This is a genomic window from Kocuria rosea, from assembly GCF_023715525.1.
In the GTDB taxonomy this organism is placed as follows: Bacteria; Actinomycetota; Actinomycetes; order Actinomycetales; family Micrococcaceae; genus Kocuria; species Kocuria rosea_A.
In genome coordinates this window covers 25,582-50,274 of sequence record NZ_JAMBOG010000023.1, presented here as the reverse complement: position 1 = coordinate 50,274, position 24,693 = coordinate 25,582, and the positions used below count along the sequence as shown (strand labels likewise).

The following is a 24,693-nucleotide window of genomic DNA, read 5'->3' as shown; positions in this document are numbered from 1 at the left end:
CTCGGCGACGGGCTCGGCCGCCGCTCTCACCCGGTGCGGCGTCCTGGTGTCACTACCTCCCGGATCCGCCGACGCAAGCCGGCCCCCGCCGCGATCAGGCCCACGGTGTTGCGGATCCGGGTATCGGCGATCTCCTCCTCGCTCAACCCGGCCTGCCGCAGCCAGGTGGAGACGAAGGCCTCGGCGTGGGCGCCGAGGGTGTTCATCGCCACGGAACGGCCGATCCGGTCCCGGGGGTCGCGGATGCCACTGACCTTGACCACGTAGAGGCCGTGGAAGGTCTGGGTGTCGGGACCGTAGTAGTTCGACACCGCGGTAACCGCAGCACCGGCTTCGACGAGCTTGATGACCGCTCCGGTGAAGGCGTAGCCGATGTCGGCGGCGCCGGTGGCCACCGATTGGATGTCCTGCGGGCCGCTGCTGGTGCTGCCCACCCACTGCAGGTCCACCCCGTCGAGGTAGCCCAGGTTCTCGGCCAGTTCCACGTTGAGCACCGTGTTGGGCCAGCCCTGGTAGCGCACCACCGTCGCCCCGCCGGCGGTCGTGGGGATCCGGGCGGCGGTGGCTCCACCGCAGCCGGAGAGCATCCCCGCCGCTCCCACCGCCAAGCTCGAGCGCAGGAAGGCGTGGCGGGAGGCCGGGGTCAGCAGCAACGGAGCCGACGATGCGGGGCGGAACAAAGCCATGGTGATCCTCAAAGTTTTGGGTACGCCAAATCGCCCCCTCACAGGACGGGGGTGGGGCGAGACCAGGAGAAAAGGGGAGGAAAGCTGCGGTGACGATGCCCTGCGACGGGGCCGTCAGGACATTCGCGACGAGCTACAACAACGCATCGAGTCGACGAACATGCCTTGACCGTAGGGGCCCGCAAACAGCATCCCCAAGGGCTTCGTAACAATTTGACAAATGCACATCCGAGCGCATGGCGTGTGTCCTCGGATGTCGTGGGCCTTCAGCGACCTCGCTGAGGACCCTAGCGTGAGCAGTGTTCCGCTCCACCCGAGAACTCCCCGCCGGCGCTGCCGACAGGTGCCCTGCGGGCCGCGATGGTCCTAGGTCCGGCCGGTCGCGCAGGGCGCGGACGGCCGTCCACATCCCCGGCAGCAGGCCGGGCAGGGTTCATCTCGGGCGGCTCGTCAGCTCCTCCCTACCGGAAAGGCCTTGTCACGATGACTCTCCACCCCGCCGCAGGCCCCACCTCCCCGCTGTCGGTGGTCGCCGTAGTGGGCAGCACCCACCGGCCCGCCAAGACCGCGGTGCTCGCCGAGGCGATCCTCGAGGAGCTCGCCGGGGTCCTGCCGATCGAGCCCCACGCCGTCCGGCTGGAGGAGGTCGGTCCCCTGCTGGGCGGCGCCCTCTACCGGTCCCAGGTGCCCGAGCCGGTCGAGGAGCACCTGCAGCGCATCGAGGCCGCGGACCTGCTCGTGGTCGCCACCCCCGTCTACCGGGCCTCCTTCACGGGCCTGTTCAAGCACCTGTTCGACCTCGTCGACCAGTACGCCCTGGTGGACACCCCCGTGCTGCTGGCGGCCACCGGCGGCTCCGAACGGCACGGCCTGGTCATCGAGCACCAGCTGCGCCCGCTGTTCGCCTTCTTCCAGGCCCTCACCCTGCCGGTGGGCGTCTACGCCCACGACCACGACTTCACCGACTACCGCATCTCCTCCCCGCTGCTGGCCCAACGGATCGCCACTGCTGTCCGGCGCGGACTGCCGTTCATCGACGGCACCAGCCGCCACGAACCGGCCCTCGACCGGGAGCTCTGCGCGGCCGCCACCGCCGTGGCGGCGGGGCGGTGAGGGCACGAATGCCCTGGCCGGCTCCCACCGGCCCCGCCTGCCCGCTGAGCGGTCCGCGCGCCCGCGGGCGAGGCCGCCCTGCACCCTCCTTCTTCCCGTCCAACCTGGCCGTAGCTGCCGGGGGCGGGACCCGCCAGCTGCTGAAAGGACATGCCGTGAGCCCCCGACTGTCCGTGCTCGGCCAGATGGACTTCGCCGGGCGCGTCGTGATCCTGCCCGACAGCGCCTGAGCGCGCCCCTTCCGCCACGCCTCCTCCCTCGCCCCTTCCCACGTAAAGGACATGCATGATGACCGAGCTGACGTTCCACTGGTTCCTACCCACCGCCGGGGACTCCCGCAACATCGTCTCCGGCGGCCACGGTGCGGCCGTCCGCAGCACCGGATCCCTGCGCGAGCCCTCCCTGGACTACCTGACCCAGGTGGCCCGGGCGGCCGAGCACAACGGCTTCGACGCCGTGCTGACCCCCACCGGCACCTGGTGCCGCGACGCCTGGCTGACCACCGCGGCCCTGATCCCGGCCACCGAGCGGCTGCGGTTCCTGGTGGCCTTCCGCCCGGGGCTGATCTCCCCGACCCTGTCGGCCCAGATGGCCGCGACCTTCCAGAAGCACTCCGCCGGGCGGCTGCTGCTCAACGTCGTCGTCGGCGGTGAGTCCCCCGAGCAACGGGCCTACGGGGACTTCCACGACAAGGACGCCCGCTACGGCCGCGCCGACGAGTTCCTTGACATCGTGGCCCGGCTGTGGGCCGGGGAGCGGGTGAACCTGGACGGGCAGCACTTGCGGGTCGAGAACGCCCAGCTGCAGCAGCTGCCCGATCCGCTCCCGGGCATCTACTTTGGCGGCTCCTCCCCGGCGGCCGCCACGGTGGCGGCCCGACACGCGGACGTGTACCTCACCTGGGGGGAGCCCCCGGCCCAGGCGGCGGAGAAGATCGAGACGATCCGGCACCTCGCCGCCGCCCAGGGACGCACGGTGCGCTTCGGGATCCGCTTGCACACCATCACCCGGGACACCTCCGAGGCCGCCTGGACCGAGGCGGCGCGGCTGCTGGAGGCCATCCCCGAGGAGCTAGTCGCCCAGCAGCAGGCCAAGCTGCGCGAGTCGGAGTCGGAGGGCCAGCGCCGGATGCTGGAGCTCAACGCCGGGGACCGCACCGGCCTGGAAATCCACCCCAACCTGTGGGCCGGGGTCGGACTGGTCCGCGGCGGGGCCGGCACCGCCATGGTGGGCTCGCACCAGGAGGTCGCCGAGCTCATCAAGCAGTACGCCGCCGTCGGCTTCGAGGAGTTCGTGCTCTCCGGCTATCCGTGCCTGGAGGAGGCCTACTGGTTCGGCGAGGGCGTCCTGCCGCTGCTCGAGGCCGAGGGGCTCTGGACCCGGCCCGGCACGGCCGCCCGCCACCTGGTCTGAGTGAGACCGCCCGTGCAGGCCTGTCCGCAGCGGGGTGCCTTCGGAGCATCGGGAACAATCCGGCAACGCCGGGCAACGAGAACGGGTGAACGCCGCCGCTGGCACCGCCGTCCACCCGTTCTCCTGTCGCTGCGCGCAGGACGACGTCTTCGCCACCCCGACCACCGAGACCATCCGCTGCCCCGTTCCCGCGCTGTTGCCCACACCCGGGACCCGTGGAGGCAGCGCGAGCGCGCCCTCTCCCCCGAGTGCCCCACCTGCTGGCTCGAGTTCGTCACAGCGAGCGCCACAGACGCTGCGTTTCGCTGGTTCCCGCTTACTGCGGACCAACCGGATTGGAGGCATGTGTGGTCACCGGCATCACCGGGGCGGAGAACCGGCGTCAACGACCGTTCGACGCTCCCCGTGTGCGCTCTTTCGGTGTGCTGTGGTGTCGGCTGGTGATGCGCGGCGGGCAGACGCAGGAGGCTGTCCGCTTCGCTGCATGGTTCGGCGGGGCGGGTCACGAGGACGACGACGCGGTCGGACAGGGCGGCCCGCAGGTCCGCCCTGAGCGAGTCGGCGGCGGGGGCGTCGAGGTGGGCGTCGGTTCGCCGAGGAGCATGACGTCGGCGCGGGTGAGCAGCGCCAGCCCACGCGGGCGGGAACCTCGTGCTCTTCTCCTCGGTGGACGGGTCGTCCTGTCTTCAGGCGAGCAGACGGTTGCCGCGGATGGTGGAGTCGAACAGGTGCGCCTCCTGGGGCACCAGGCGATGCGCCGCCGCAGCTGCCCGGCGTTGAAGGCGGTGCTCCCGGAGCCGTTGGCCTGCCACGAGCCCTCCATGGCGAGCAGGTGGCCGAGGAGGGCGGCCCGCAGGGTGGATCTGCCAGCCCCGGAGCGGCCTTCGATGATGAGCCACTGACCGCGGCGCACGGTGGCGCTGAGGTGGCGGGATACCGGGGCCGCGGCCCGGGTCAGGTGACGGCCAGGTCGGTCGGTGCCAGCTCCCGGATCCGGGTCGGTGCCGGCCCAGTGGCGAGCCGTGGCGCCTCGCCGAGGGGTAGTGGGGGTGACGGCATGGAGATTGCGCAGCGATGCGGCCGAGCAGGGGGGCCGGTCAGACCCAGGGGCGGCAGCGCGAGCGCGGCGGCGACCGGCGGGGAGATCGTACCGCCGACCCCGGGGTCTGCGGTGGCTGCCGGCAGGAGCACGGAGGACAGCGAGCAGGCCAGCACGACGACGGCCTCGCCCAGGTGCTGCCCGTGGGGCGGGCGGTTCGTGGTCGTTGGCTCTAGCCAACGGGGGCAGGTCGTGCCGCCTGCCCTGCTGTGGTGGCACCGCGGGCTCGTGGTCGTCAGCGCAGGGTGCGGCGGACGGCGGTGCTGATCATGTCGACGAGGGCGCAGAGTGCGATGAGGGCCAGGACGGTGCCGGCCATGGCGTCGAGGTCGAAGGCGACGCGTTGGTCCTCGAGCAACCGTCCGAGTCCTCCGGCTCCGACGATCCCGACGACGACGGTCTCACGTATGGCGACCTCCCAGCGGTACAGGCCGTAGGCGAGGAAGCGTCCACCGGCCTGGGGGACGATGGCGTAGCCGAACGCGCTCACCGCTGGCGCCCCGGTGGCCACGAGATGGTCGTGGGGCCGGCGGTCGATGTTCTCCACGACCTCGGCGCAGAGCCGGCCCAGGATGCCGAAGTTGTACACGCCCAGCGCCAGTGCTCCCGGCAGGGGGCCGGGCAGGAGTAGGAACAGGAACAGCAGCGCCCAGACCGGCGGTGGCAGTGACCGGGTGAGCAGCAGCAGCCAGCGCGCCAGCATCCCGGCGGATCGGTGCGCCGGGGTGGTCCCGCCGCGAGCGGCCACGAAGGCCACGGCCACCGCGGCCACCGCGGCGATCGTGCCGGCCACCAGGGACATCTGCAGCGTGACCAGCGCTTCCTCCAGCAGTCGGACCCATCCGCCCTCGGGCAGGCCCGGGGGGACCATCTCCGCCATGAGGCCAACGAGCAGCTCAGCGGTCCGCGAGGAGACCACCCGGGACAGGTCCGGGCCCAGGTGCACCAGGGCGGCGAGCAGCAGCCCGAGGGCCGCCACCGCGGAGATTCCGGAGCGCCGGACCCCGTCGGCGCGTCGAAGTCCGGCGCCCCACCGCTCGACCACAGCCCCGATCACGACGATCGTGTAGATCAACGTCCACACCTCGGCGTGCCGGGATCCGGAGAAACTGAGGACCAGCTCGAAGCCCAGGCCCCCGGCGCCGACCATGCCGAGGACGACCGCGGACCGCACCGCGCACTCGAACCTGTAGAAGGCGTAGGACACCAGCTCCGGCCACGCGATCGGCAGCACCGCATACAACAGCGCCACTGCGCGCCCAGCCCCGGCCGCGCGCAACGCCTCGTAAGGTCCACGGGCTGACTCGTCGATGATCTCCGCGTAGACCTTGGCCGTGATGGCCCCGAACGGGATCGCGATCGCCAGCACCCCCACCAGCGGGTCCCGTCCCAGCACACTGAGCAGCAGCAGCGCCCAGACGGCCTCGTGGACGCCCCGCGGCAGCGCCAGTCCGAGCCGGGTGAGCAGCCATCCGGCCCGGCGCGCCCTCCGACGGGTCCGGGCCCCCGTTCCGGTGGCCCACCAGGTCTCCGAGACCAGCACCCCCACGACGAGGCCCACGACGACCGCCAGGAGGGTGCCCAGCACCGCGTACGACAGTGTGCTCAGGGCCGCGGCACCGGTCCTCGCCAGGAACTCCCCCGACAGCTGGGGAGTCAGCGCGGCTCGGAAGAACTCGGCGAACCGTGACCAGCCCGAGGCATTGATGACCAAGCCTTCCGCGATCAGCCAGCCGCCCACCGACCACGCCACCGCGAGCGCCCACACCGTGGCCCACGCCCGTCCGCCATCGGGCGGCCGCCACATGCCGGCCCGGCCCCCGGGGCCAGCGGCCACCTCCCACCGGGTGGAGGCGCCTACGCCGCTGGGTCTCACGTGTCGGGGGCCAGGTCGTAGATCCGCGCACGGGTGCCCTCGTCCACCTCCTCGACAGGGACGTCGAGGACCACCCGGCCCTGGCGCAGGGCCACCACCCGATCGCAGTGGCGCACGGCCAGATCGAAGTCGTGCAGGCTCACCACCAGGGTGCGCCGGTGGCCGGCGGGCTGCTCGAGCAACCCGCAGAGCAGGCTCATCACTTCCTCGGCCCGGGCCGGGTCCAGGCTGGCGACCGGTTCATCGGCCAGCACCAGCTCGGGGTCCTGCACCAGCAGGCGGGCCAGGGCGACTCGCTGCTGCTCACCTCCAGAGAGCCGATCGGTGCGCACGTGCAGGTACGGGCCGATGCCCACCCGATCCAGCGCCATTCGCGCCTCGTCCACCTGGAGCGGACGGACCAGAGAACGCAGGGCCCGCAGCCGGCCCCATGTCCCCAGCCGCCCGGCGTTGACGTTGTGCACCACCGGCAACGGCCCGACCAGATGCAACTGCTGATGCACCGAGCCGATCCTGGCCCGCAGCCTCCGCAGAGCGCCCGGTGAGACCGCCCACGGATCGACGCCGAGAACCTCCAGACGTCCCTGTGTGGGGACCACGGTGCCGCTGCCCAGCCCGAGCAGCGTGGACTTGCCCGCCCCGCTGGGTCCCACCAGGGCCACTCGCTCACCCTGGCGCACGGACAGGTCCACACCGTCCAGGGCCAAGCGGTTCCCGTAGGCCACGCTCACACCCTGCACGCGCAGCGCGATCCCCGCATCATCCTGGCCGACCTTCCCGGAACGGGGCACCACCGGTTCACAGCTCATCGGATCAGGTCAAGGGTGCGGGCGATCTCCTCGATCCGCTCGTAGTCCCCCGGCTCGGCAGGGACGATCGCCTCCGCCCCGTACTGCTCCAGCAGCGCCGTCTCCTCGGCATCCGATCCGTCCACATCCAGCAACGCCTGCCGCAGATCATCGGTGAACCCGCCTCCGAAGCGCTCGTCCAGCCCAGGGGCACCGACCCAGTGGTAGTCGGCGTAGGCGGGAGTCCTCATGATTTCCCGCACCGTGTCGGTGTCCACCGTTCCGGCCTCGGTACGGGCCTGCCAGACCTGCAGGTTCAGCGCCCCGGCCTCATAACTGCCGGCCTCCACCAGGTCGATCGTCAGATCGTGCGAGCCCGAGAAGCCCGGGGCCCCGGCGAAGTCGGCCTCCGGGTCGATCCCGGCCTGCTCGAGGAAGTACGCCGGCATCAGCCGGCCCGAGGTGGAGGACTCGCTGCCGAAGGTGAACCGGGAGCCGGCCAGCTCCGACAAACCGGCAACGTCGTCGACCGGCTCCAGCCCGGCATCACGATGGGCGATGAAGACGCTGCGGAAGCGTTCGTCGATGTCTCGCTGCGCCAGCACCCTCGCCCCCTCGGTGCGCAACCGGGCCTGCACCCCGGTCAAGCCCCCGTAGAACACCAGGTCCAGATCACCGGTGCCCAACAGACTCACCGACGCCGCATAGTCGCTGACCGGGACGTACTCCACCGCGACATCGAGCTCCTCAGCCAGATACGCCGCCATCGCCTCCTCCCGCTCAGCCAGATCGGAAGGATCCACATCCGGGATCGCGCTGATCCGCAACGGGCCGTCTTCCTCTTCCACACCGACGGAAGAGATGCAACCGGCCGCGGATAGGACAACGACCACACCAAGTACCCCAGCCGCCAAGGTACGACAACGACTCACCATCGACATGACCGCATCCTAACGGCCCTCGCCCGCGCCTCCCGGCGGGCGCAACGGACCGGCGGGCGCAACGGACCGTCCGGCACCACACGCATCACGAACTCCGCCAGGGCCGCCGACCTCAAATGGTCGTCGCTGACGGCCGTTCCCGGATGCGCCGGTAGAGCGTCGCCCTCGACATGGCGAGGTTACGTGCCACCTGGGTGGCCGGCTCTCCGGCGTCGATCAGCCGCAGCGCGTTGCGGATCGAGGACTCGGTGAAGACGGATCCGCCGTGCCTGCGCCCGGGCGACCGTCCCGTCATCCATCCGCCCCTGCTCGCCCGATGATGGCCTCGGTGCAGCCGCAGCCACCCACCAGGCACTGCGGAGCGCCCGTGTCACCGGCATGGCGGGCCCGCCGCCGCATGGTGGAAGACGTCCTCCACCGCCCCGCTTGCTGGGCGACGCGCGGTCCCGGCCGCCGGTCCATCCAGCCGGTGCGTGGGTGGCGACCGGGCCGCGGCGGGACCAGCCGGCCTCGGCCCGCACCTGGGTCGGGGTCCGGGATGGTGGAGCTGTCCGGTGCCGCCGGCCCGGTGTTCCACACCGTGGGGGTGGAGGAGCGCACCAGGATCGTAGGTGTTCTCGATCAGGGCGGACCGGTCCATGCCGCACCAGGGGCCGTGGTCGGTGACCAGCTCGGCCCAGGGCTCCTCGGCGGTCCACGATCCCTGCGGCGCCTGATGGGCGTCCCCGAAGGCCTGGGCGTGGTGAGGAACTGGGGCGTCGTCCCCGCGCAGTCGGGCGGAGGCGGCCGTCCAGGCGTGACGATCTCCCGGGCACCGCAGGGGTCCCGGTCCACCGGCTGTGACGGGGGCGGGTCTTCCACGGCGGTGTCCCTCTCCCCACGACGGCGTCGGCGGAGGCGCCCGTGGTGGGTGGGGCTCAGGTCGGGTGGCAGCGGCGGACGGCCACGACGGTGACGTCGTCGGGGTGGCCGGTGGCCCGGGCGAAGGCGGTGGCCCGTTCGACCAGCTCCGCGACCGGCAACCGGTGCAGCCGGGCTTGCCGGGCCCGTTCCAGGGTCTCCTCCAGGGTGGGGAAGAAGTCCAGGAACCCGTCGGAGACCACCACCAGGGTCTCGCCGGGGGCCAGGGTGGTGCGGTGGGTCTGCCAGGTGGTGTCGGAGAAGATGCCCAGGGGCGGGCCGGAGTGCTCGAGCCCGCGGTAGCCGTCCTCGCCCAGCACGAACGCCAGCCCGTGCCCGGCATCGACGTACTCCAGGACCCCGGTGGCCGGGTCCAGGCGGGCGGAGAAGGCGGTGACGAACGCCCCGGTGTCCTCCAGCAGCTGCTGGGTCGCGGCCGCGGTGCGCTGGATCGTCTGCTGCTGGTCGTTGAACTGGGCCGCCCCCACCAGCGTCGCCCGCATCGAGGCGGCGATCAACGCCGCCGGGATGCCCTTGCCCATCACGTCGGCCACGTGCACCTGCAACTTTCCGTCCGGGAGGCCGTGCCAGGTGTAGAAGTCCCCACCGATGGCCTGGGTGGGCACGCACCGCCCGGCGGCCTCCCACCCGGGCAGATCCGGGGTGGTGGTCGGCATGAGCACCTGCTGGACCTGCGCGGCCCGGTCCAGCTCGGCGGCCCGGACCAGTTCGGCCTCCGCCCACCCGGCCATCTGCGCCAGGATCCGCTCCTGCCCGGCATCCCAGGCCCGGGGAGCGGGATCGATCAGGCACAGCGTGCCCACCCTGTGCCCGCCCGCGGCGTGCAGGGGGTACCCGGCGTAGAAGCGGATGTGTGGGTCACCGGTGACGAACGGGTTGTCCCAGAAGCGCTCATCACGCAGGGCGTCCTCCACCACCAGGGCCTGGGGTTGCCGGATCGTGTGGGTGCAGAACGAGTCCTCACGGGCGCAGTTGCCCGCCCCGTCCAGGCCCACCTCGGCCTTGGTGAACTGCCGGTCGGCGGCGATGAGGTTCACCGCGGCGGCGTCCACCCCGAAGACCTCTTGAGCCAGGCGCACGATCCGGTCGAAGCGCTCCTCCCGCGGGGTGTCCAGCACGTCCAGAGCGTGCAGGGCCTGCAGGCGGGCCGTCTCAGCCGCATCCACTACATCGAAAAGCATGTTTCCTATAGTAATCGTCCCGCCCTTGATTGTCCGGACCGGGCCGATCCGCCGACGCGCCGCAACAAGTTGCGGATCTGGGCGTCGGTGAGGGTTCGGCGCAGCCCGCCGAGGTCCTTGCCGGTGGCCCCGCGCTCGGCCACCGAGTCAGTGACCCGTCCGCGTGCAATCTCCAGCTCCAGCTGTACGGCGGCCTGTTCCTGTGAGGTGGTGCGGCGGTGGAAGGGGGACGTCAGTGATGATCACCCCGCCGATGACCACGGCGCCGCCGATCAGTCGCGACAGGGTGCAGGCGTGGCCGGTGAGGATCGTCGGTGTGGTGGTGAAGACGGTGATGAGGTTGAGGAGGACCCCGGCGCCGCCGGCCGGCAGGACGGTCAGGAACCTGTTCTAGAGCAGGTAGGACAGCGCCGACGGGAACACCACGATGACCAGCACGGCGCCTACTGTGGGGTCCACACCATGACGCCGTCGCTTTCGCGCCCGGGGACGTCCAGGAAACCCTCGGCCAGGTAGAGCCGCTTGGCGTCGTTGCCGGCCTCCACCGAGAGGCTGATCCGCGGCACCCGCCGTGCTTCCGCCTCGTCCTGCATCCGGCGCAGCAGCGCTGTTCCCCGGCCACGGCCACGCCAGTCGCCTCGCACCCAGAGGCTCGCTTCCGGGGCGTCCTCGGCGAGGAATCCGTACCCGGGGTCGTCCGGGGGCAGGTACTGGGCCCGGACGACACCCACGGCCTCCGTCCCGGTCTGCGCCATCCATCCGAAGTCCCCGCGGTGGGAGGTCCAGGTGCGTGTAGTGGGAGAGCTCCGCCCGTGTGTGCACGTCGATCACCGAGAACCGCTCCCGGCGCCAGGTGAGGTTCCCGAGCGTGGCCCTTGTCAGCAAGGCCCTGAGCGACCGGAAGGAGGCGCCATGGAGCATGGGGGTCATCGTAGCCAGCCGTGCCCGGATACCGAGGACAGGGAGCACTGAACGGATCGACCGGAGGTGCCTGCACCCGGAAGCCGACCGGCCTTCCTGGCGCCACGTCGAGGCGGGAGCACAGCACGGAGGCCCCGGGTGCGGTGCAGCCGGCGCGGGCGATCCTCAAGACATCCGGCGGCACCGGCAGAGTCCGCAGAACGGATGCAGACCGACGGTCTGCCCCGCCGGCTCCTACTGCCCCCAGACCCCGAGCTCATTGCCGCTGGGGTCAGCGAAGTGCAGCCTCCGGCCCCCCGGAAACCCATACGGTGCCTGCACGATGCGACCCCCCGCCCGCACGATGGCCCACTCCGTCTCCTCGAGGTCCTCCGAGTAGAGCAGCACGAACGGACCGCCCTGGGGGCGTGGCTGAGCAGCGACCAGCAGCCCTCCCACGTCCTCCCCGTCACCCTCCGGGGAGGCGATGCCGGCGTAGTCGGGACCGTAGTCGACGAAGCGCCAGCCGAAGGCCTGCGCGTAGAAGGCCTTCGCCGCGGCGAGGTCGGTGACGGTCAGCTCAACGTAGTTCAGCGAGTGGTGCCGGGGCGGTGGCGTCATGGCCAGATGGTAGCCCCAGCCCGGCAGCACCCGACAGCCGCACCCCCACCGCAGCACAGTCCGCCGCTCACCCGCTCCGTGCAGGTCTGCTGGTTGCGCTGACCGTGTGTGCCGGCGACCAAAACAGGACGTCCCCGGCGCCTACGCGCAGAGCCGGGCCGTGCTTGTGCGCGGATCACGGGCGCGTCAGAGTCCTCCGCTGATCCGCAAGGTCGTTCCGGTGGCGTACGAGGCATCGTCGGAGAGCAACCAGGCCACCGCCCCGGCGATCTCCTCGGGCCGCCCGGCCCGGCCCATCGGGATCGTCGCGGCGATCTTGGCCGGCCGCTCCGGATCCCGGTGAAAATCCGTCCACACCGTGCCCGGGGCCACCGCGTTGACCCGGATGTTCTCGACGGCCAGCTCCTTGGCCAGGCCCACGGTGAAGGCCTCCACTCCGGCCTTGGCCGCCGCGTAGTGCACGTACATGCCAGGCCCACCCAACGACGCGGCAACGGAGGAGATGTTGACGACCGCGCCACCGCCGGCGCGCCGGAGCGCACCGATCGCCTGCTGCGTGCAGGCGATGACCCCGAAGAGGTTCACCTCCAGGTCCCGGCGGATCGTCTCGAGGTCGTTGGTCTCCAACGGGCCCACCGCCGCGGCGGCCCCGGCGTTGTTCACCAATCCCGTCAGGGGTCCGAACGCCTGGACCCGGTCGAAGAGCTCGGCGACCGAGCCCGGATTGGTCATCTCCACCGGTGCGGTCAGGGCGCGGCGGCCGCTGCGGCGCACGTCCTCGGCGACAGCCTCGGCGGCGTCCCGGTCCCGCCGGTAGGCGATGACCACGTCGTGGCCCTGCGCGGCCAGACGACGGCTGATCGCCGCCCCGATCCCGCGGCCGCCACCGGTGACGACGGTCAGCTTGGTCGACATCGCGATCCTCCTCGCCCCGGTGATGGCCGTGACCGCCCACGCTAGTCGAGGCCCACGCCACAATGCCCCCGCGTCGAGAAGTAAGACACCCTGGACAGGAGCCACCACGGCGCGGACCTCACGGACCCGGCTGGCGCACCAAGAGGAACCCATACTGCAGCACGGGACACGTGCCTCGGCGCAGCCGCGGTGACTGCCGCTGCGGCTGCGCCGAGGCACCCACAGTGCAGACCGGGGGAAGTCTCCCGTTCAGGTGAGAGCCATCTCCACGGCCGCTTCCACGTGGAGGCGCGTGGTGGGAAACACCGGTACCGAGCTGTCCTCCGCGCTCACCAGCAACTCGATCTCCGTGCACCCCAGCACGATGCCCTCCGCCCCGCCGGCCACCAGGCGATCGATGATCGCCCGGTATCGCGCCCGCGATGCCTCCGTCACCACACCGCGGACGAGCTCCTCGTAGATGATCCGGTGCACGGTCGCCCGGTCCTGCGGTTCCGGCACGATGGCCTGGATCCCGCCGGCGGCGAGGCGGTCACGGTAGAAGTCCTGCTCCATGGTGAACGCGGTGCCCAGCACTCCGACGCGACTGAGGCCTTCCTGCCGGACTCTCGCCGACGTGGCATCGAGGATATGGAGCACTGGAATCGTCACGGCCTGCTCGATCGCATCGACGACGACGTGCATGGTGTTCGTGCACAGGACGAGCATCTGCGCACCCGCTGATTCCAGCGCGGAGGCCTTGGCGGCGAGCAGCTCGCCGGCTTCCTGCCACCGCCCCGCCGACTGCAGCTGCTCCATGTCGGCGAAGTCCATGGAATCGAGCAGGATACGGGCCGAGTGCACCCCGCCAAGCTGATCACGTACCAGCTCGTTCGTCAGCCGGTAGTACTCGGCCGTCGACTCCCAGCTCATACCGCCGAGCATTCCGATGATGCGCATCTATTCCCCTCCCGGCCGACCGACCCTCAGCTGGACCAGCGCCTGCGGCACGCCGTGCAACCAGCAGGCCCAGGTGTGGGTGGCTTTGCTGCCACGCGCCATCCACCCTGGGTGCACACTAGCTTCCAGGCCGCGCCGTCGCGCCCGCAAGTCAGACCGCAGCCGGGCGCTGAAATGCTCACCGGTGGCGCAGGCCCCCGGAAAGCTCTGGCATGCACGTCAGACCCGCCCCGTGAAAATGCCCGCCCAGGAACCCCGACCGCAGCGCCGAGGGATAGGCGGGCACCACTTGGTTCCACGCTCCTGGCGATGCCGCAGGAGCTTGAGGGACCAGGGCGGGTGCTGCTGGTGGAGGGGGGGGTGGGTCCATCTGGGCGGTCATGGCGTCAGGCCGGCCTTTCGCAGCCGGTGTCCGACGAGAAATGAGAGGGCGACCGCGACCACGGCCATGGTGGTCAGCATGGCCCAGGCCAGGCTCGAGCTGCCCAGGGCGAGGACCACGCCGGTGAGCACGGGGCCGACGGCGCTGCCGATGTAGGAGCCGGTCTGGACGAGACCCGTGGCCGGCGCTGCGGCATCCGGCGCCAGGTGGGAGACGAAGAAGTGCACCAGCCCGGGCCACCCCCACCCGAGGCCTGCAGCGAGCAGAAAACCCACCACGTAGCTCCAGGTCGACGGGATCGCCATGAGGGACAGGCCAACGGCGCACGCCGCGACGGCGAGACGGATCAGCGGCAGAGCCGAGACGACGCCCCGATCGACGACCCGTCCCACCATGATGCGGGTCATCGCGCCGGCGGCGCTGCCGACGGCCAGCAGCACCCCTGCCGCACCGGCGTCGATCCCGCGCTCCACCGCGCCGGTCACGCAGAACGCGACGGCGGAGTTGGCCGAGCCGGCGGCGAACATCGTCATCATGGCCATCAGCAGCAACGCGGGACGCAGGCGCGGATCCAGCTGTCCCGCCGGACGGGTCCCGCCCTCGGCGGAGGGTGCGGCACGGATCAGAGCCGTCGCGACCAGCACCAGCACCCCCAGGACGGCCATCAGCAGGAACGCGACCGACCACCCGAGAGTGAGGGCGACCAGCGGGATGGATACGCCGGCGATGAGGCCTGCCAGGGGCACGGCGGCTTGTTTCACCCCGAACGCCAGACCACGCGACGACGATCGGATGTGCGTGACCAGCAGGTGGTTGGAGGACGGGTGCCCCAGGCCGTTGCCGGCGCCGCCCAGGGCCGCCCACACGATCAGCCACGGCCACGCGGGGATCCAGAACGCGCTGCCGGACAGGCTCAGCACCGCCAGCAGCACGGCGGTGATCCCCATGCGCTTCTCGCTGAGCCCCCGCCCGATCGCACCGGTACCGGCCGAGGTCAGGGCAGCGGCCACCCAGTAGATTCCCACCGCCACGCCGATCCCGGAGGCGGGGACGTGGACGGTGGCGGTGATCTCGGTGGCCAGTGCTCCCAGGAGGAACACCGGCATGCTGGTCAGGACGGTCACCAGCACGGCCGCGACCACTGCGGCTGCCTCCAGCCCCGGACGCCTCACGAGTCCCGCCAGGCCAGGGAGGCTGTCGAGGTGATGCCCGGCACCGGTACCGAAAGGCAGAGGGCACCACTGAGTGATGGTGAAGGTGTCATGACCGGTCCTCCTGCATTGTCCAGGCCTTTCCTCTCGGGGGCGCCCGCGCCGTTGGACGGCGTCGCGTTCTGTGCCGGCGCCTCCGGGACCACTGCGACAGCACGCAGGCCGAGAAAGGGACCGAGCGGGGTCCACGGTACTGAGGGCCGGATTGAGGGTAACCCTCTCGCGAGGGTCCCCACGCGGAATGGGTGGAGGGCTGCCTCGGGAACGCCCCTGGGGCCCCACCGTGGTGGTGGGGCCCCAAGGGTTCGTGGTCCTCGACCCGTCCGATGGTTACCGGGTCCGGGCGTGGGGGTTGGGTGGGAAGGGTTATCCGCCGATGCCGACGAGGGCGATCATCACCGGGACGATGGAGACGATGAGGATCGCGCCGAGGATGTCGAAGACGATGCCGGTGCGGATCATGCGGGTGATGGGCACGGCCCCGGTGCCGTAGACGATGGCGTTCTGCGGGGTGGAGACCGGGAGCATGAACCCGAAGGACGCCGCGAACGTGGCCGCGAGGGCCGGGACGAAGGGGTCCACCCCGATGGCCTGGCACAGCGGGATGACGATGGGCACGATCACCGCCGCCGAGGCGGTGTTGGAGGTGGTCTCCGAGATGAGGATGGCCAGCACCGCGGAGAACACGGTGATCGCCACGACGTTGGTGATGGCCAGGTTCTCCGCCGCGCCGGTGCCGATGGTCTCGGCCAGGCCGGTGGCGGCCAGCAGGGAGCCGAAGATGATGCCGGTGCCGAAGAGGATGATGGTGCCCCAGTCGATCTTCGCCGCGTCCGACCAGGTGAGGGTGGCCTCGCGCTTGGCCCAGTTGGTGGGCAGGACGAACAGCAGGGAGGCGCCGAGCACGGCGACGATGCCCTCGTCGAGGCGGTCGTCGAGGAAGATGTAGGCGGCCGAGTCGGTGCCGCCGATCAGGCTGGCCACGGCCGGCAGCAGCCACAGGGTCACGGTGATCCCGAAGGCGGTCAGGGTGTTCTTCCGGGGCGAGCACCTGGGCGGCGCTGATGGCTCCGAGAGCATCGACGTAGCAGGTCGACTGCAGGTAGTCGATGTCGCTGCTCAGCACGTTGTCGCTGGCAATGACCGCGGCGTTGTAGACCGCGAACGCTCGGGGGCGAGGAACCCGGCCAGTCCCTCGAGGGCTGTCCGGAACCCGTGCGGGTCGGCGGCGTGGGCCGCGACGGCGTCGACGCTGATGCCCGTGCCGCGCAGCCCGTCGGCGAGGTCGGCGAGGTGCTCCTCGCTGCGGGCGACGAGCGTGACCGAGAAGCCCTCACGGCCGAAGCGCCGGGCGACAGAGGTACCGAGGCCGGGTCCGGCGCCCAGGACGAGCACGCGCTGCCGGTCGATGGGGGTGGAGGTGGGCATGGTGGTTCTCCTTGCGACGGGCACGCGCCGTGGGCGGTTCGTGCCGCGTTCAACGGAAGGGATGGACGGGGCGCCGGGTGTCAGCGGCTCCTGGAACAGTGGAGTGGCAGCGGGGCACCCGGCGCCCGGGTCAGGGCGCGCGCAGGGGGCCGCGGCGGCCCGTGGCCCACACGATGAGCCCGGTCACGCTGAGCACGATGCCCCCGGTGGTGACCGCCGCCCACCCGCCCAGCGACCACAGCAGGGTAGTCAGGGTCGAGCCCATGGCGCCACCGATGACGTTGCCGACCACGCAGGCGGTGTTGAGCCGGCTGCGGGCGGCGGCGTCGAGGAAGAGCACCATCGCCTGCGCGAGCACCTGCACGAACGGGATGCCGATCGAACTGCTGATCTGTCCTGTCGCCGGTCCGGACGGCTGTGACGCACGCCATCAGCGTCTGCACTGCCCCGGGTGCCCGGTGGTGCTCTACGCTGGTGCCCTGGTCAAGTAGCGGCCCTTGTTCCCTCCTGTCCGCGGAGTCAAGAAAGTCGCTGCTGTGCCCCCGAAACTTTCCGTGCTCGTCCAGGTCGACCTCGACACCCCACGAGTGATCATCAAGGTCACCGGCGCGCTCACCGCCGTCTCCCAGCAAGGCTTGTACCCGCTGATCCGGCGGGCGCGCACTCTCATCCCGGGCATCCGTGTCACCGTGGACCTCACCGGAGCCCTCCGGGTCGAGGCCGCCGGTGCCCGACTGCTCCAGGAAGCACTCCACCACGCAGAGCTCACCGGCCGGGGCGCCCCGGTGCAGGTGTTGTGGCCTGCGTCCTCGCCGGCGCCGGTGCTGGTCTGCGCCGGGACGGTGGCGGCATGAACCGGCCCACCCCGGTGAGCCCCGCTGACACCGGCATGCAGGAGCATCAGCACGTGCCCGGTGCAACGGAGGGGGCCAGCACGCACCTGGACCCGGCCCAGGACTTCCCCACCGAGCTCGCCGAGCCGACCCTGGAACAGCTGCAGGTGCTCCACTCCCGGGCCTGTCTCCAGCTCGAGCGCGAATACCTGGACTCCCCCGAGGGGGCGCATCCGGTGACCCTGGACCGCCACCAGGACCTGGTGGCCGAACTCCACACCCGCCACAGCGACCTCCTCGCCCCCGCGCACCCGTGACGCCCTGCCCAGAGCCGCGCTGGGGTCGGCCCCGGATCCGCTCCCGGGTCGCTTCCTCGAGGGACAGGAGCACGCAGAGGTCTGTCACCAGCGCCGTGCTCGGCGCAGACCCACCGGCGAGGGACCGGGTGGCCACCATGGTTCCGTGGCGGGAGCAGGTGGCCACCGGTGCGCTGGACCGTATCACAGGCCGCCCCGACACCGTCTGCCACGCCCTGTTCCGGGACCGCTCCCGGGCTCGGGGACCGGCGCCGCTGCTCCCCGGTGCACCCCGTGCGCCCGCGACAGCCGCCACCGCCAGCTCCGCCGATTCCCGGACCGGTGGAGCCGGCCCGGCATCGACCACGAATCCGGTGCGGGGAGCATCGTCACCGGAGGACAGCACGGTGAAAACGGCAGGCGAGGAGCCTTGCGGCACCCGTCAGGCAGAGCGGCCCGGCGATGACGGCACCACCGACCAGGACGCCGGCAAAGAACTGCCGGTGGAGTTCCCCGCAGGCGCCCGTCGAGGATCGCGCCGCTGTGGTCCGGGTGCGGTGTCCACCGAACAGCCGTGAGACACTAAGTGAGCTTGCTGTCATCCGGTCAAGTAGCCGGCCGGATGGAGGTGAGCCGGCCCCCGCCTCGTTGGTCATCCCATCGGCCGGGGGCCGCCCCTGCCCGAGGCAACGCACCAAGGCACGGTGAGGTAGCGTTGCCGGGCTCCGCACCAGGAGCAGCTGGGGAGCATCGGCCCCTGTGACGCTCCCGGTCCGGCGGCCCTCTGCCAGGCCCACCCCTGGTGACCGAGTCGCCTCCTCGGCGGCCCGGTGACACCGCCCCATCCCCACCACGACCAGTGAGGTCCACCATGAAGAAGCTCCTTCTCACCCTCGCCCCCATGATCATCGGGCGCGTCCTGCGGCATCAGCGGCAGAAGCAGGCCCGCGGCACGGTTCAGCGCCCCACCCGGCGCCGCTGAAACGAAACCCCACGCCATCGGACGGACCGCGCCGGTCCGGAGCGGGACTGATCACGGTGGCGCGGGCACGCATCGTCGGGCCTTGATGCCCGCCCACGACGAAGGGGTGGAGCCGCCATGACGGCTCCACCCCTTCGGCGTCACGAGGAGATGGGCAGGCGATGATCAGTTGATCGTCAGGACATCCGCTGTGTGCTTGTCCCCTGCCGAGTCGGTGGCGAGCAGTCCCGAGGCCCTCGAGGGCGTACCGTATATCGGCGGCGGAGCGACCCCGGCCGTCCGCTGTCACGGCAGCGCACCGGTTCGGACACCGGCAAGGAACTCCCAGAAGAAACATCGCTGCGCGGTGGGCCCACCCCGCACTGCGTCCTCCGAAACGGGCATTGCGCGCCCACCGGACCAGAAGTCCCATGCCCGCTCAGATGATCGGCACGGGCGCCCACCGATGCAGCAAGAAGAACTGACCTCGACATCCCTCGGTCACGGGCGGCGGTCGAGGCCCACCCCGGCTCTGGGTCGTAATGGTCATCGACGTCAGCAGTCCAGGCCAGCACCTGCTGGGTGAGCTCAGGAGGAAGGGGGAACTCCGCTTGGCTCATCACGCTGTCCGGGCCGAAGAAGGGCCACGGGCAGCCGTGCTCGTTGAACATCCGGACCACGACAGGAGCCGGCATCAGCGGGGTCCTTCGAAGATCGTCTCCGGCATGGGACACCTGTCCCCCCACTCGCAGACAACGCCTGGCTCCATGACACCGAGCCCACCGATCGGCCAAGCACTGAGGCCGGTTTTTCGTGAGGAGCGGTATCCGCGCCCGTCAATGACGGCGCCCCCGGAGTGCGGACACCGGCACGACCCCACACAGGTTTCGCTATCGCACATACTGGGGGTGAGGGGCAGGAACCTCGATCTCCGGAAGGACGCGGACCGGGCAAGCTGACAGCGGCCGTGTCCCTGGCTTTCGATGCCCCGCCACAGCGACCCGCCACGGCAAAGGAGACACCGCCATGACCACCTCCTCGACCCCCAACCCCGGGGACACCCCGCACGCCCACCCGGTGAGCCCGGCCCCGGCGGGCCCGCCCCGCTACACCCCGGCCTACGGGCAGGGCGACCAGTACGGGACCGGACTCTACGGGCAGCACCGCGGGCCCGTCCCGGCCCCGCCGCAGCACCGGCGGCTGCTGACCCTGACCCTGGTCTCCGCCGCGTTGTACGTGCTCAACGGCATCGTCTCGATGATCGCCACGGCCACCACCGACCTCACCGGCGCCTACGAACGCCTCGGGGTGCCGGCCGACCAGGCCCAGGCCATGGCCGACCAGTCCGGTGGCTCCACGGTGTTCAGCCTCATCATCCTGATGATCGCCCTCGGCGCGTACGGGCTGGTCTACACCGGCCTGAAGAAGGGCAAGAACTGGGCGAGGGTCCTCGGCATCGTCCTGGCCATCCTGAGCATCATCGGCACCGTGTTCGGGTTCGTGGGTTCGCTGATCTTCGGCGGCTGGGCCATCGCGCTGATCGCCATCGGCGTGGCCGTGCTCATCGTCGACATCCTCTGGCTGATCACCGCCTTCGCCAAGCCCGTGGCCGCCTGGTTCGCCCAGCAGCACTAGGATCAGCACAGATCGCGGCGTGCTGAGCTCCGTCGCGCTGTGCGGGCCTCGTCTCCGGGCCAGGTGCCCGGAGACGAGGCCCGCCGCACCGACCGGGACCCGCCCCATGATGGGCGGTGACCTGTCGCTGACCGGACCCCCTATCGAAACGTGAGGCCGGTCAACCGTAGTGGGGTCCCATCAGCACATGAGGCGCTTTCTTGGCACGGCCAGGACAGGGCAGAGACCGCTCGAGCTCGTGTCGATCATCCCCAGCACCGACCGCACGCAGGAATGCCGATGCCACCCGATGACTCCACTGCCGCCACGGGGTGGTTCCACGCCTATCGCCAAGCCAGTACGGAGCTGGCTGCGCTCATCGACGGAAACATGTGACCTCGGTGTTCTTGTCACCGGCTGGGAACCTGGTGGTGTCCTTTTGTCGTCGGCCATTGGCCTTGTGTCCATGGTGGTTTCTTGGAGGCGCCTACCGGCGCCAAGGAAGGCGCCTGCCTCTTCCCAACCCCGGACAGGAACTCATACTGGCCGTGGTTGCACGGATCTCCGCCGACTCCCACTCTTCCATGCCTGGGCCGGCGCCAACTGCGGCCACCTCAAGCCCGACACGGCGAGGCCCGCAGGCAGAGCTAACCCATCTGCGTCGCCCGCGTTACTGACCGCAGGACGGGCGGGGTCCGCCGATCGGGGTGGGAGCCTCCCACCCAGAACAGGGCACGGGCCCGGCTCACCGGCTCCGGCTCCCGCCGGGAACCACTGTTGCACCGCATGACCCGTGCGTCCGCGACGACCCGCCCACCCCTGGGGTGTCATGCCTGGTCGTTGAGGAAGGGCGCGGAGTCGTAGTAGGTGCGGAAGGCTGCGATTGACTCCTGTCCCACCAGCACGCTCACGCCCGCGTAGGAGATGGGCCCGCCATCACGCAGTGTGCCCGTGGAGGTCCACTCCAGGGCCGCGCTGTCCTGGTTGCGGACGGTGTGGACGAAGGTGGCCTGGATCTCGTCGAAGACGTCCCGATAGGTCCGCCAGAACCTTCGCGCTCCCTCCGGGCCACGCTGGTGATGCTGCTGGCCCAGTTTGGACAGCTGCGCGTCCTCGGCATACAGCGCCACCATGGGCTCGACGTCGTCGTCGGTGTGCAACCTGTGCAGCGCGTCGATGAACCGCTCGGTCAACTCCTGCATGGTGCGTTCCCCTTCCGCGGGAGCGGCCCTGCGCGGGTCGATCCGTCAGTGTGCTGGCGTCTCATTATCGACGGCGGAAGCCCGCTGGTCCATGGGAACGGGTACCGACGGGGCGCCCGCCCGACCGTTGTTTCTCCGGTGCGCTGCGGGGATCCGGCACGGCACGCCCTGCGGTACCGCGGGCATCCATCAACCGCCGCCGTGCCGGCACCTCGGCGCCCACCCTCTCCCCGGGCGCCCGGGACATCGCCACCACATGTCGTTGCCGTCCACCCGAGGGAGTCCTTGCTGTCGTACCCGCCGCGCCGAGGAGATTTTGGTCTTCCTTCCTGCTCAAGACCCGCTCGGGGCTCAGCCGGCAACCCTGGTTGCCGGCCTTGCACCCCGCTCCCCGAAAATGGGGCGGCGGGCAGGTAGCCGATGATGGTGGCCATCTGTGGATGCTCCACCTCGGTGTTGTCCGGGCGTCAGAGGGCAGAGCCGGCTGGGGTGGATGCCACCCGCACGGGCGCGCCGGTGGCCAGGGACTGCTGGGCGGCGTCCGCCACGCGGGCGGCCGCCACGGCGTCCTCGGGGGTGCAGGGATTGGGGCGAAGCCCCAGGATCAGCTCGACGAAGGCCACCATCTCGTCCCGGTAGGCCTGGGCGAAGCGTTCGGCGAAGGTCCGGTGCGGGGTCCCGGAGGGGAAGTCCACCCCGGGCTCGGCCGAGCGCACGGCGGCCCGCTCGTCCAGCCCGACGGTCAAAGACGCGGCCGAGCCCTGCAGCTCCAGGCGCACGTCGTGGCCGGCGCCGTTGTAGCGGCTCGCCGAGACGGTGCCCACGGTGCCGTCGTCGAAGGTGACCACGGCCAGGGCCGTGTCGACGTCGCCGACCGCCCCGATGGCGGGGTCGCCGTTGTTGGAGCCCTTGGCGTAGACCTCCACGATCTCGCGCCCGGTGAGCCAGCGCAGGATGTCGAAGTCGTGGACGGAGCAGTCGCGGAACAGCCCGCCGGAGGAGGCCAGGAACTCCACCGGCGGCGGGGTCATGTCGCAGGTGACCGCCCGCAGGGAGTGGATCCAGCCGAGCTCCCGGGCCTCGAAGGCTTCCTTGGCCCGCAGGTAGCCCGCGTCGAAACGGCGCTGGTGCCCGATCTGCACGACCCCGCCCTGCTCCCGGACATGCTCCAGCACCGGCAGCGAGTCGGCCACGTCCAGGGCCACGGGCTTCTCGCAGAACACGGGGATCCCGGCGTCCACCCCGGCCCGGATCAGGGCGGGATGGGTTGCGGTGCCGGTGGCGACCACGAGCCCGTCGATCCCCGAGGCGAGCAGCTCCTCCACCGAGGGCAGGTACTCGGCCTCCAGCTGCTGCGCCACCCGCTGCGCGTGCTCGGTCGCCACGTCCGTGAGTCTCAGGCGCACGTCGATCCCCCGGGGATGCAGGACCTCGCCGAGCCCGACCAGGTTGGCCGCGTGCATGACGCCGATGCGCCCCACCCCGACCAGTCCCACAGTGATGTCCTTCATGATTGCTCCTTCGCAGCACCAGAGCCGGGGCGCCCCGGAAATTGAGATATTGGAACGTTCCTACATCGCCGGTAGGCTACGCATGTGGTCTCCGCCACGTCAACCGCCCGCATCTGCCCGGAAGGATCCCGTGACTGCTCCTCGGCGCCGCCGCGGCGTGACCATCGTCGATGTCGCCACCCGTGCCGGGGTGTCAAAGTCGGTGGTGTCCCTGGTGCTGCGCAACACCGGCTACGTCAGCGCCGAGAAGCGTGCTGCCGTCGAATGGGCCGCCCAGGAGCTGGGCTACCGGCCCAATGCGGCAGCCCGGGCCCTGGTCGAATCGCGCAGCCGCACCGTGGGTGTGATCCTGCACGACATGCGAAATCCGTGGTTCGTCCCGGCCGTTGAAGGGCTCAACGCCGGACTGATCGCGGGAGGCATGCAGATGCTGATGGGGGACTTCCGCCTGGACGGGCGCAGCGGCGGGTCCTTGCTGTCCAAGCTGCTGGAGATGAACGTCGAAGGACTCGTCCTCGTGGGCACCATGCCGGACAGCCCGGTCCTCGTCGCAGCGCTCGAGCAGGTGCCCACCGTCGTGCTGGGCGCCCCTGCTGGGCCCGGTCCTTCCGCCACCGTGGTGACCAACGACGACGTCGCCGGCGCCGTCTCCGTCGTGGACCACCTGGTGGGCCTCGGCCACCGTGCGATCACCCACGTGAGCGCGGCGTCGACGGCGGTCGGGGCGGCTCGCCGCCGAGGCTACGAACAGGCCATGCGCGCCGCCGGCCTGGCGGACCGGATGCGCTGGATCGATGGGGATCTGACGGAGGAAGCCGGCTACCAGGCCGGAATGGAGCTGCTGGCCGGCACGGATCGGCCCACGGCTGTTTTCGCCGTCAACGACATGGCCGCCCTGGGGGTCATGTCCGCCGCCGAGGAGCAGGGGCTGTCCGTGCCCGGAGACCTCTCGGTGGCAGGCTACGACAACACTCCCCTGGCCCGGATGCGCCGAATCAGTCTGACCTCGGTGGACAACGCCAGCCACGCCGCAGGACGCAGGGCCGCCGAAGTGCTGCTGGCTCAGCTAACTCCCGGCGCCCCCCGCCCCGCGGACGAACTGCTGCCTCCTACGCTGGCCATCGGATGCAGCACGGCGCCTCCTGGAAGGCAGACCCGCCCCGACTGCACACCTTGACGAACCGCCACCATGATTCACGGCGCGGGTCACACCGTGCGCAATGCTCGGCAGGGTCTCGGGAATGGTTTCAGCCGCACCGGTGCGGGACCGTGATCCTGCTCTCGATGCCCGCAATGGAGCGCTGAGCGCGCAACGGGTATCCGCTGCCACGATTCCCCGCCGTGGCGGCCGTTCGTGGAGCAACCGTTCGGCGATCGCCCCGCACACCGCTGGTGCCGGGCAGGACCCGATCCTGCCCGGCCGCGAGGTCACACGGCGGTGTAGCCGCCCTCGACGAGGGAGTAGCCGCCGGTCATGAACGAGGCCCTGACGAGAGGAGGAAGCTCACGAGGTGGGCGACCTCCTCGGCAGCGCCGAGGCGACCGAGGGGGCGCCTGCCGGCGGGGGCTTCTCTCACGCCGCCGGCCTACCACACCGGTGACACCGCCGGGCTGTGCCAGATGCACGGGGCCGCCTCCTCCCCGCCGGCCGGCCCGCAACGCTGCGTCCGGCACGCCCGGCCCGTCCTCGGTTCCACCGCCGGCCACTGCGCCACATGAGCGCAGCCCCCCCGCGGTGGTGATGGTGGAGGACTGGGAGGAACTCGAGGCCGTGGAGATCACCGCGATCCAGGCACCACCCCCTTCGCCACTACGCCTACGCGATGACCTCCCCACCCCAGGGGTGGGGCCGTGCAGTGCGG

The 24,693-nt window shown here is 71.0% G+C and carries 24 protein-coding genes; 7 read left to right on the top strand and 17 right to left on the bottom strand.

Annotated elements, in window-relative coordinates; translation table 11 throughout:
* Window positions 1-26: 26 nt before the first annotated feature.
* Window positions 27-686 (bottom strand): ABC transporter substrate-binding protein, encoded by a 660-nt coding sequence (locus M3185_RS14275; protein WP_251334347.1) that lies wholly within the window; start codon window positions 684-686, stop codon window positions 27-29.
* A 483-nt stretch (window positions 687-1,169) separates the two neighbouring features.
* Here M3185_RS14275 and msuE point away from each other — a divergent pair, with 483 nt between their 5' ends.
* From msuE to M3185_RS14260, 3 genes are read left to right on the top strand one after another with little or no spacing between them, the layout of a single operon-like run.
* Window positions 1,170-1,799: an FMN reductase gene (gene msuE, locus M3185_RS14270; protein ID WP_251334346.1), complete on the top strand. Its 630-nt coding sequence runs from the start codon at window positions 1,170-1,172 to the stop codon at window positions 1,797-1,799.
* Window positions 1,800-1,807: 8 nt separating this feature from the next.
* Window positions 1,808-2,029: a hypothetical protein gene (locus tag M3185_RS14265; protein ID WP_251334345.1), complete on the top strand. Its 222-nt coding sequence runs from the start codon at window positions 1,808-1,810 to the stop codon at window positions 2,027-2,029.
* 58 nt (window positions 2,030-2,087) lie between these two features.
* Window positions 2,088-3,212, top strand: coding sequence for an LLM class flavin-dependent oxidoreductase (locus M3185_RS14260; protein WP_251334344.1), 1,125 nt, complete (start codon window positions 2,088-2,090; stop codon window positions 3,210-3,212).
* 502 nt (window positions 3,213-3,714) lie between these two features.
* Here the strand turns inward: M3185_RS14260 and M3185_RS17445 are convergent.
* From M3185_RS17445 to M3185_RS14190, 14 genes are all read right to left on the bottom strand, one after another.
* Window positions 3,715-4,125, bottom strand: a complete 411-nt coding sequence (locus M3185_RS17445; RefSeq protein WP_251334343.1) for an ATP-binding cassette domain-containing protein — start codon at window positions 4,123-4,125, stop codon at window positions 3,715-3,717.
* Window positions 4,126-4,546: 421 nt separating this feature from the next.
* Window positions 4,547-6,148, bottom strand: a complete 1,602-nt coding sequence (locus M3185_RS14250) for a PhnE/PtxC family ABC transporter permease (RefSeq protein ID WP_251334342.1) — start codon at window positions 6,146-6,148, stop codon at window positions 4,547-4,549.
* Window positions 6,149-6,183: 35 nt separating this feature from the next.
* Window positions 6,184-6,996, bottom strand: a complete 813-nt coding sequence (locus M3185_RS14245) for a phosphonate ABC transporter ATP-binding protein (RefSeq protein WP_251334341.1) — start codon at window positions 6,994-6,996, stop codon at window positions 6,184-6,186.
* Window positions 6,993-7,916 (bottom strand): putative selenate ABC transporter substrate-binding protein, encoded by a 924-nt coding sequence (locus M3185_RS14240; protein ID WP_251334340.1) that lies wholly within the window; start codon window positions 7,914-7,916, stop codon window positions 6,993-6,995. Before M3185_RS14240 ends, M3185_RS14245 begins: the two co-directional genes overlap by 4 nt.
* 112 nt (window positions 7,917-8,028) lie before the next feature.
* A complete protein-coding gene (locus tag M3185_RS14235) occupies window positions 8,029-8,211 on the bottom strand; it encodes a helix-turn-helix domain-containing protein (protein ID WP_374238522.1) in 183 nt (60 codons plus the stop codon).
* A gap of 622 nt (window positions 8,212-8,833) precedes the next feature.
* Window positions 8,834-10,018, bottom strand: a complete 1,185-nt coding sequence (locus M3185_RS14230; protein ID WP_251334339.1) for a PP2C family protein-serine/threonine phosphatase — start codon at window positions 10,016-10,018, stop codon at window positions 8,834-8,836.
* A gap of 443 nt (window positions 10,019-10,461) precedes the next feature.
* Window positions 10,462-10,773, bottom strand: coding sequence for a GNAT family N-acetyltransferase (locus M3185_RS14225; protein ID WP_251334338.1), 312 nt, complete (start codon window positions 10,771-10,773; stop codon window positions 10,462-10,464).
* 400 nt (window positions 10,774-11,173) lie between these two features.
* Window positions 11,174-11,539 (bottom strand): VOC family protein, encoded by a 366-nt coding sequence (locus M3185_RS14220; protein ID WP_251334337.1) that lies wholly within the window; start codon window positions 11,537-11,539, stop codon window positions 11,174-11,176.
* Window positions 11,540-11,725: 186 nt separating this feature from the next.
* The gene (locus M3185_RS14215) at window positions 11,726-12,454 is read right to left on the bottom strand and encodes an SDR family NAD(P)-dependent oxidoreductase (protein ID WP_251334336.1); all 729 of its coding nucleotides are present in this window, start codon (window positions 12,452-12,454) and stop codon (window positions 11,726-11,728) included.
* Between the two features lie 249 nt (window positions 12,455-12,703).
* Window positions 12,704-13,393 carry an aspartate/glutamate racemase family protein gene (locus M3185_RS14210; protein WP_251334335.1) on the bottom strand — a complete coding sequence of 230 codons (690 nt, stop codon included), beginning with the start codon at window positions 13,391-13,393 and terminating at the stop codon, window positions 12,704-12,706.
* Between the two features lie 378 nt (window positions 13,394-13,771).
* Window positions 13,772-14,905, bottom strand: coding sequence for an MFS transporter (locus M3185_RS14205; protein ID WP_251334334.1), 1,134 nt, complete (start codon window positions 14,903-14,905; stop codon window positions 13,772-13,774).
* Window positions 14,906-15,352: 447 nt separating this feature from the next.
* Entirely contained in the window at window positions 15,353-16,066 is a 714-nt protein-coding gene (locus tag M3185_RS14200; RefSeq protein ID WP_285859916.1) for an SLC13 family permease, read from the bottom strand.
* Between the two features lie 39 nt (window positions 16,067-16,105).
* Complete coding sequence (locus tag M3185_RS14195) at window positions 16,106-16,414, bottom strand: SDR family NAD(P)-dependent oxidoreductase (RefSeq protein ID WP_251334332.1); 309 nt, start codon at window positions 16,412-16,414, stop codon at window positions 16,106-16,108.
* 130 nt (window positions 16,415-16,544) lie between these two features.
* On the bottom strand, window positions 16,545-16,778 hold the full coding sequence (locus M3185_RS14190; RefSeq protein WP_251334331.1) for a hypothetical protein: 234 nt from the start codon (window positions 16,776-16,778) through the stop codon (window positions 16,545-16,547).
* A 172-nt stretch (window positions 16,779-16,950) separates the two neighbouring features.
* Between M3185_RS14190 and M3185_RS14185 the strand changes: the two genes are divergently transcribed.
* The 3 genes from M3185_RS14185 (at window position 16,951) to M3185_RS14175 (ending at window position 20,139) form a co-directional block, all read left to right on the top strand.
* Window positions 16,951-17,268: a hypothetical protein gene (locus M3185_RS14185; RefSeq protein WP_251334330.1), complete on the top strand. Its 318-nt coding sequence runs from the start codon at window positions 16,951-16,953 to the stop codon at window positions 17,266-17,268.
* A complete protein-coding gene (locus M3185_RS14180) occupies window positions 17,265-17,564 on the top strand; it encodes a hypothetical protein (RefSeq protein WP_251334329.1) in 300 nt (99 codons plus the stop codon). Before M3185_RS14185 ends, M3185_RS14180 begins: the two co-directional genes overlap by 4 nt.
* Window positions 17,565-19,530: 1,966 nt before the next feature.
* The gene (locus M3185_RS14175) at window positions 19,531-20,139 is read left to right on the top strand and encodes a hypothetical protein (RefSeq protein ID WP_251334328.1); all 609 of its coding nucleotides are present in this window, start codon (window positions 19,531-19,533) and stop codon (window positions 20,137-20,139) included.
* 806 nt (window positions 20,140-20,945) lie between these two features.
* On the opposite strand, the gene M3185_RS14170 is transcribed toward M3185_RS14175, so the two are convergent.
* Window positions 20,946-21,320, bottom strand: coding sequence for a nuclear transport factor 2 family protein (locus M3185_RS14170; RefSeq protein ID WP_251334327.1), 375 nt, complete (start codon window positions 21,318-21,320; stop codon window positions 20,946-20,948).
* Window positions 21,321-21,787: 467 nt separating this feature from the next.
* Window positions 21,788-22,831, bottom strand: a complete 1,044-nt coding sequence (locus M3185_RS14165) for a Gfo/Idh/MocA family oxidoreductase (protein WP_251334326.1) — start codon at window positions 22,829-22,831, stop codon at window positions 21,788-21,790.
* A 130-nt stretch (window positions 22,832-22,961) separates the two neighbouring features.
* On the opposite strand from M3185_RS14165, the gene M3185_RS14160 reads away from it, so the two are divergent.
* Window positions 22,962-24,008, top strand: a complete 1,047-nt coding sequence (locus tag M3185_RS14160) for a LacI family DNA-binding transcriptional regulator (RefSeq protein WP_251334325.1) — start codon at window positions 22,962-22,964, stop codon at window positions 24,006-24,008.
* The last annotated feature ends 685 nt before the right edge of the window (window positions 24,009-24,693 follow it).

What these genes read in the sequence shown, in the direction of transcription:
- M3185_RS14275 (WP_251334347.1), bottom strand. Translation starts at nt 686, where the DNA reads ATGGCTTTGTTCCGCCCCGCATCGTCGGCTCCGTTGCTGCTGACCCCG.
- msuE (WP_251334346.1), top strand. Translation starts at nt 1,170, where the DNA reads ATGACTCTCCACCCCGCCGCAGGCCCCACCTCCCCGCTGTCGGTGGTC.
- M3185_RS14265 (WP_251334345.1), top strand. Translation starts at nt 1,808, where the DNA reads ATGCCCTGGCCGGCTCCCACCGGCCCCGCCTGCCCGCTGAGCGGTCCG.
- M3185_RS14260 (WP_251334344.1), top strand. Translation starts at nt 2,088, where the DNA reads ATGACCGAGCTGACGTTCCACTGGTTCCTACCCACCGCCGGGGACTCC.
- M3185_RS14245 (WP_251334341.1), bottom strand. Translation starts at nt 6,996, where the DNA reads ATGAGCTGTGAACCGGTGGTGCCCCGTTCCGGGAAGGTCGGCCAGGAT.
- M3185_RS14240 (WP_251334340.1), bottom strand. Translation starts at nt 7,916, where the DNA reads ATGTCGATGGTGAGTCGTTGTCGTACCTTGGCGGCTGGGGTACTTGGT.
- M3185_RS14235 (WP_374238522.1), bottom strand. Translation starts at nt 8,211, where the DNA reads ATGACGGGACGGTCGCCCGGGCGCAGGCACGGCGGATCCGTCTTCACC.
- M3185_RS14230 (WP_251334339.1), bottom strand. Translation starts at nt 10,018, where the DNA reads ATGCTTTTCGATGTAGTGGATGCGGCTGAGACGGCCCGCCTGCAGGCC.
- M3185_RS14225 (WP_251334338.1), bottom strand. Translation starts at nt 10,773, where the DNA reads ATGGCGCAGACCGGGACGGAGGCCGTGGGTGTCGTCCGGGCCCAGTAC.
- M3185_RS14220 (WP_251334337.1), bottom strand. Translation starts at nt 11,539, where the DNA reads ATGACGCCACCGCCCCGGCACCACTCGCTGAACTACGTTGAGCTGACC.
- M3185_RS14215 (WP_251334336.1), bottom strand. Translation starts at nt 12,454, where the DNA reads ATGTCGACCAAGCTGACCGTCGTCACCGGTGGCGGCCGCGGGATCGGG.
- M3185_RS14210 (WP_251334335.1), bottom strand. Translation starts at nt 13,393, where the DNA reads ATGCGCATCATCGGAATGCTCGGCGGTATGAGCTGGGAGTCGACGGCC.
- M3185_RS14200 (WP_285859916.1), bottom strand. Translation starts at nt 16,066, where the DNA reads ATGCTCTCGGAGCCATCAGCGCCGCCCAGGTGCTCGCCCCGGAAGAAC.
- M3185_RS14195 (WP_251334332.1), bottom strand. Translation starts at nt 16,414, where the DNA reads ATGCCCACCTCCACCCCCATCGACCGGCAGCGCGTGCTCGTCCTGGGC.
- M3185_RS14180 (WP_251334329.1), top strand. Translation starts at nt 17,265, where the DNA reads ATGAACCGGCCCACCCCGGTGAGCCCCGCTGACACCGGCATGCAGGAG.
- M3185_RS14175 (WP_251334328.1), top strand. Translation starts at nt 19,531, where the DNA reads ATGACCACCTCCTCGACCCCCAACCCCGGGGACACCCCGCACGCCCAC.
- M3185_RS14170 (WP_251334327.1), bottom strand. Translation starts at nt 21,320, where the DNA reads ATGCAGGAGTTGACCGAGCGGTTCATCGACGCGCTGCACAGGTTGCAC.
- M3185_RS14165 (WP_251334326.1), bottom strand. Translation starts at nt 22,831, where the DNA reads ATGAAGGACATCACTGTGGGACTGGTCGGGGTGGGGCGCATCGGCGTC.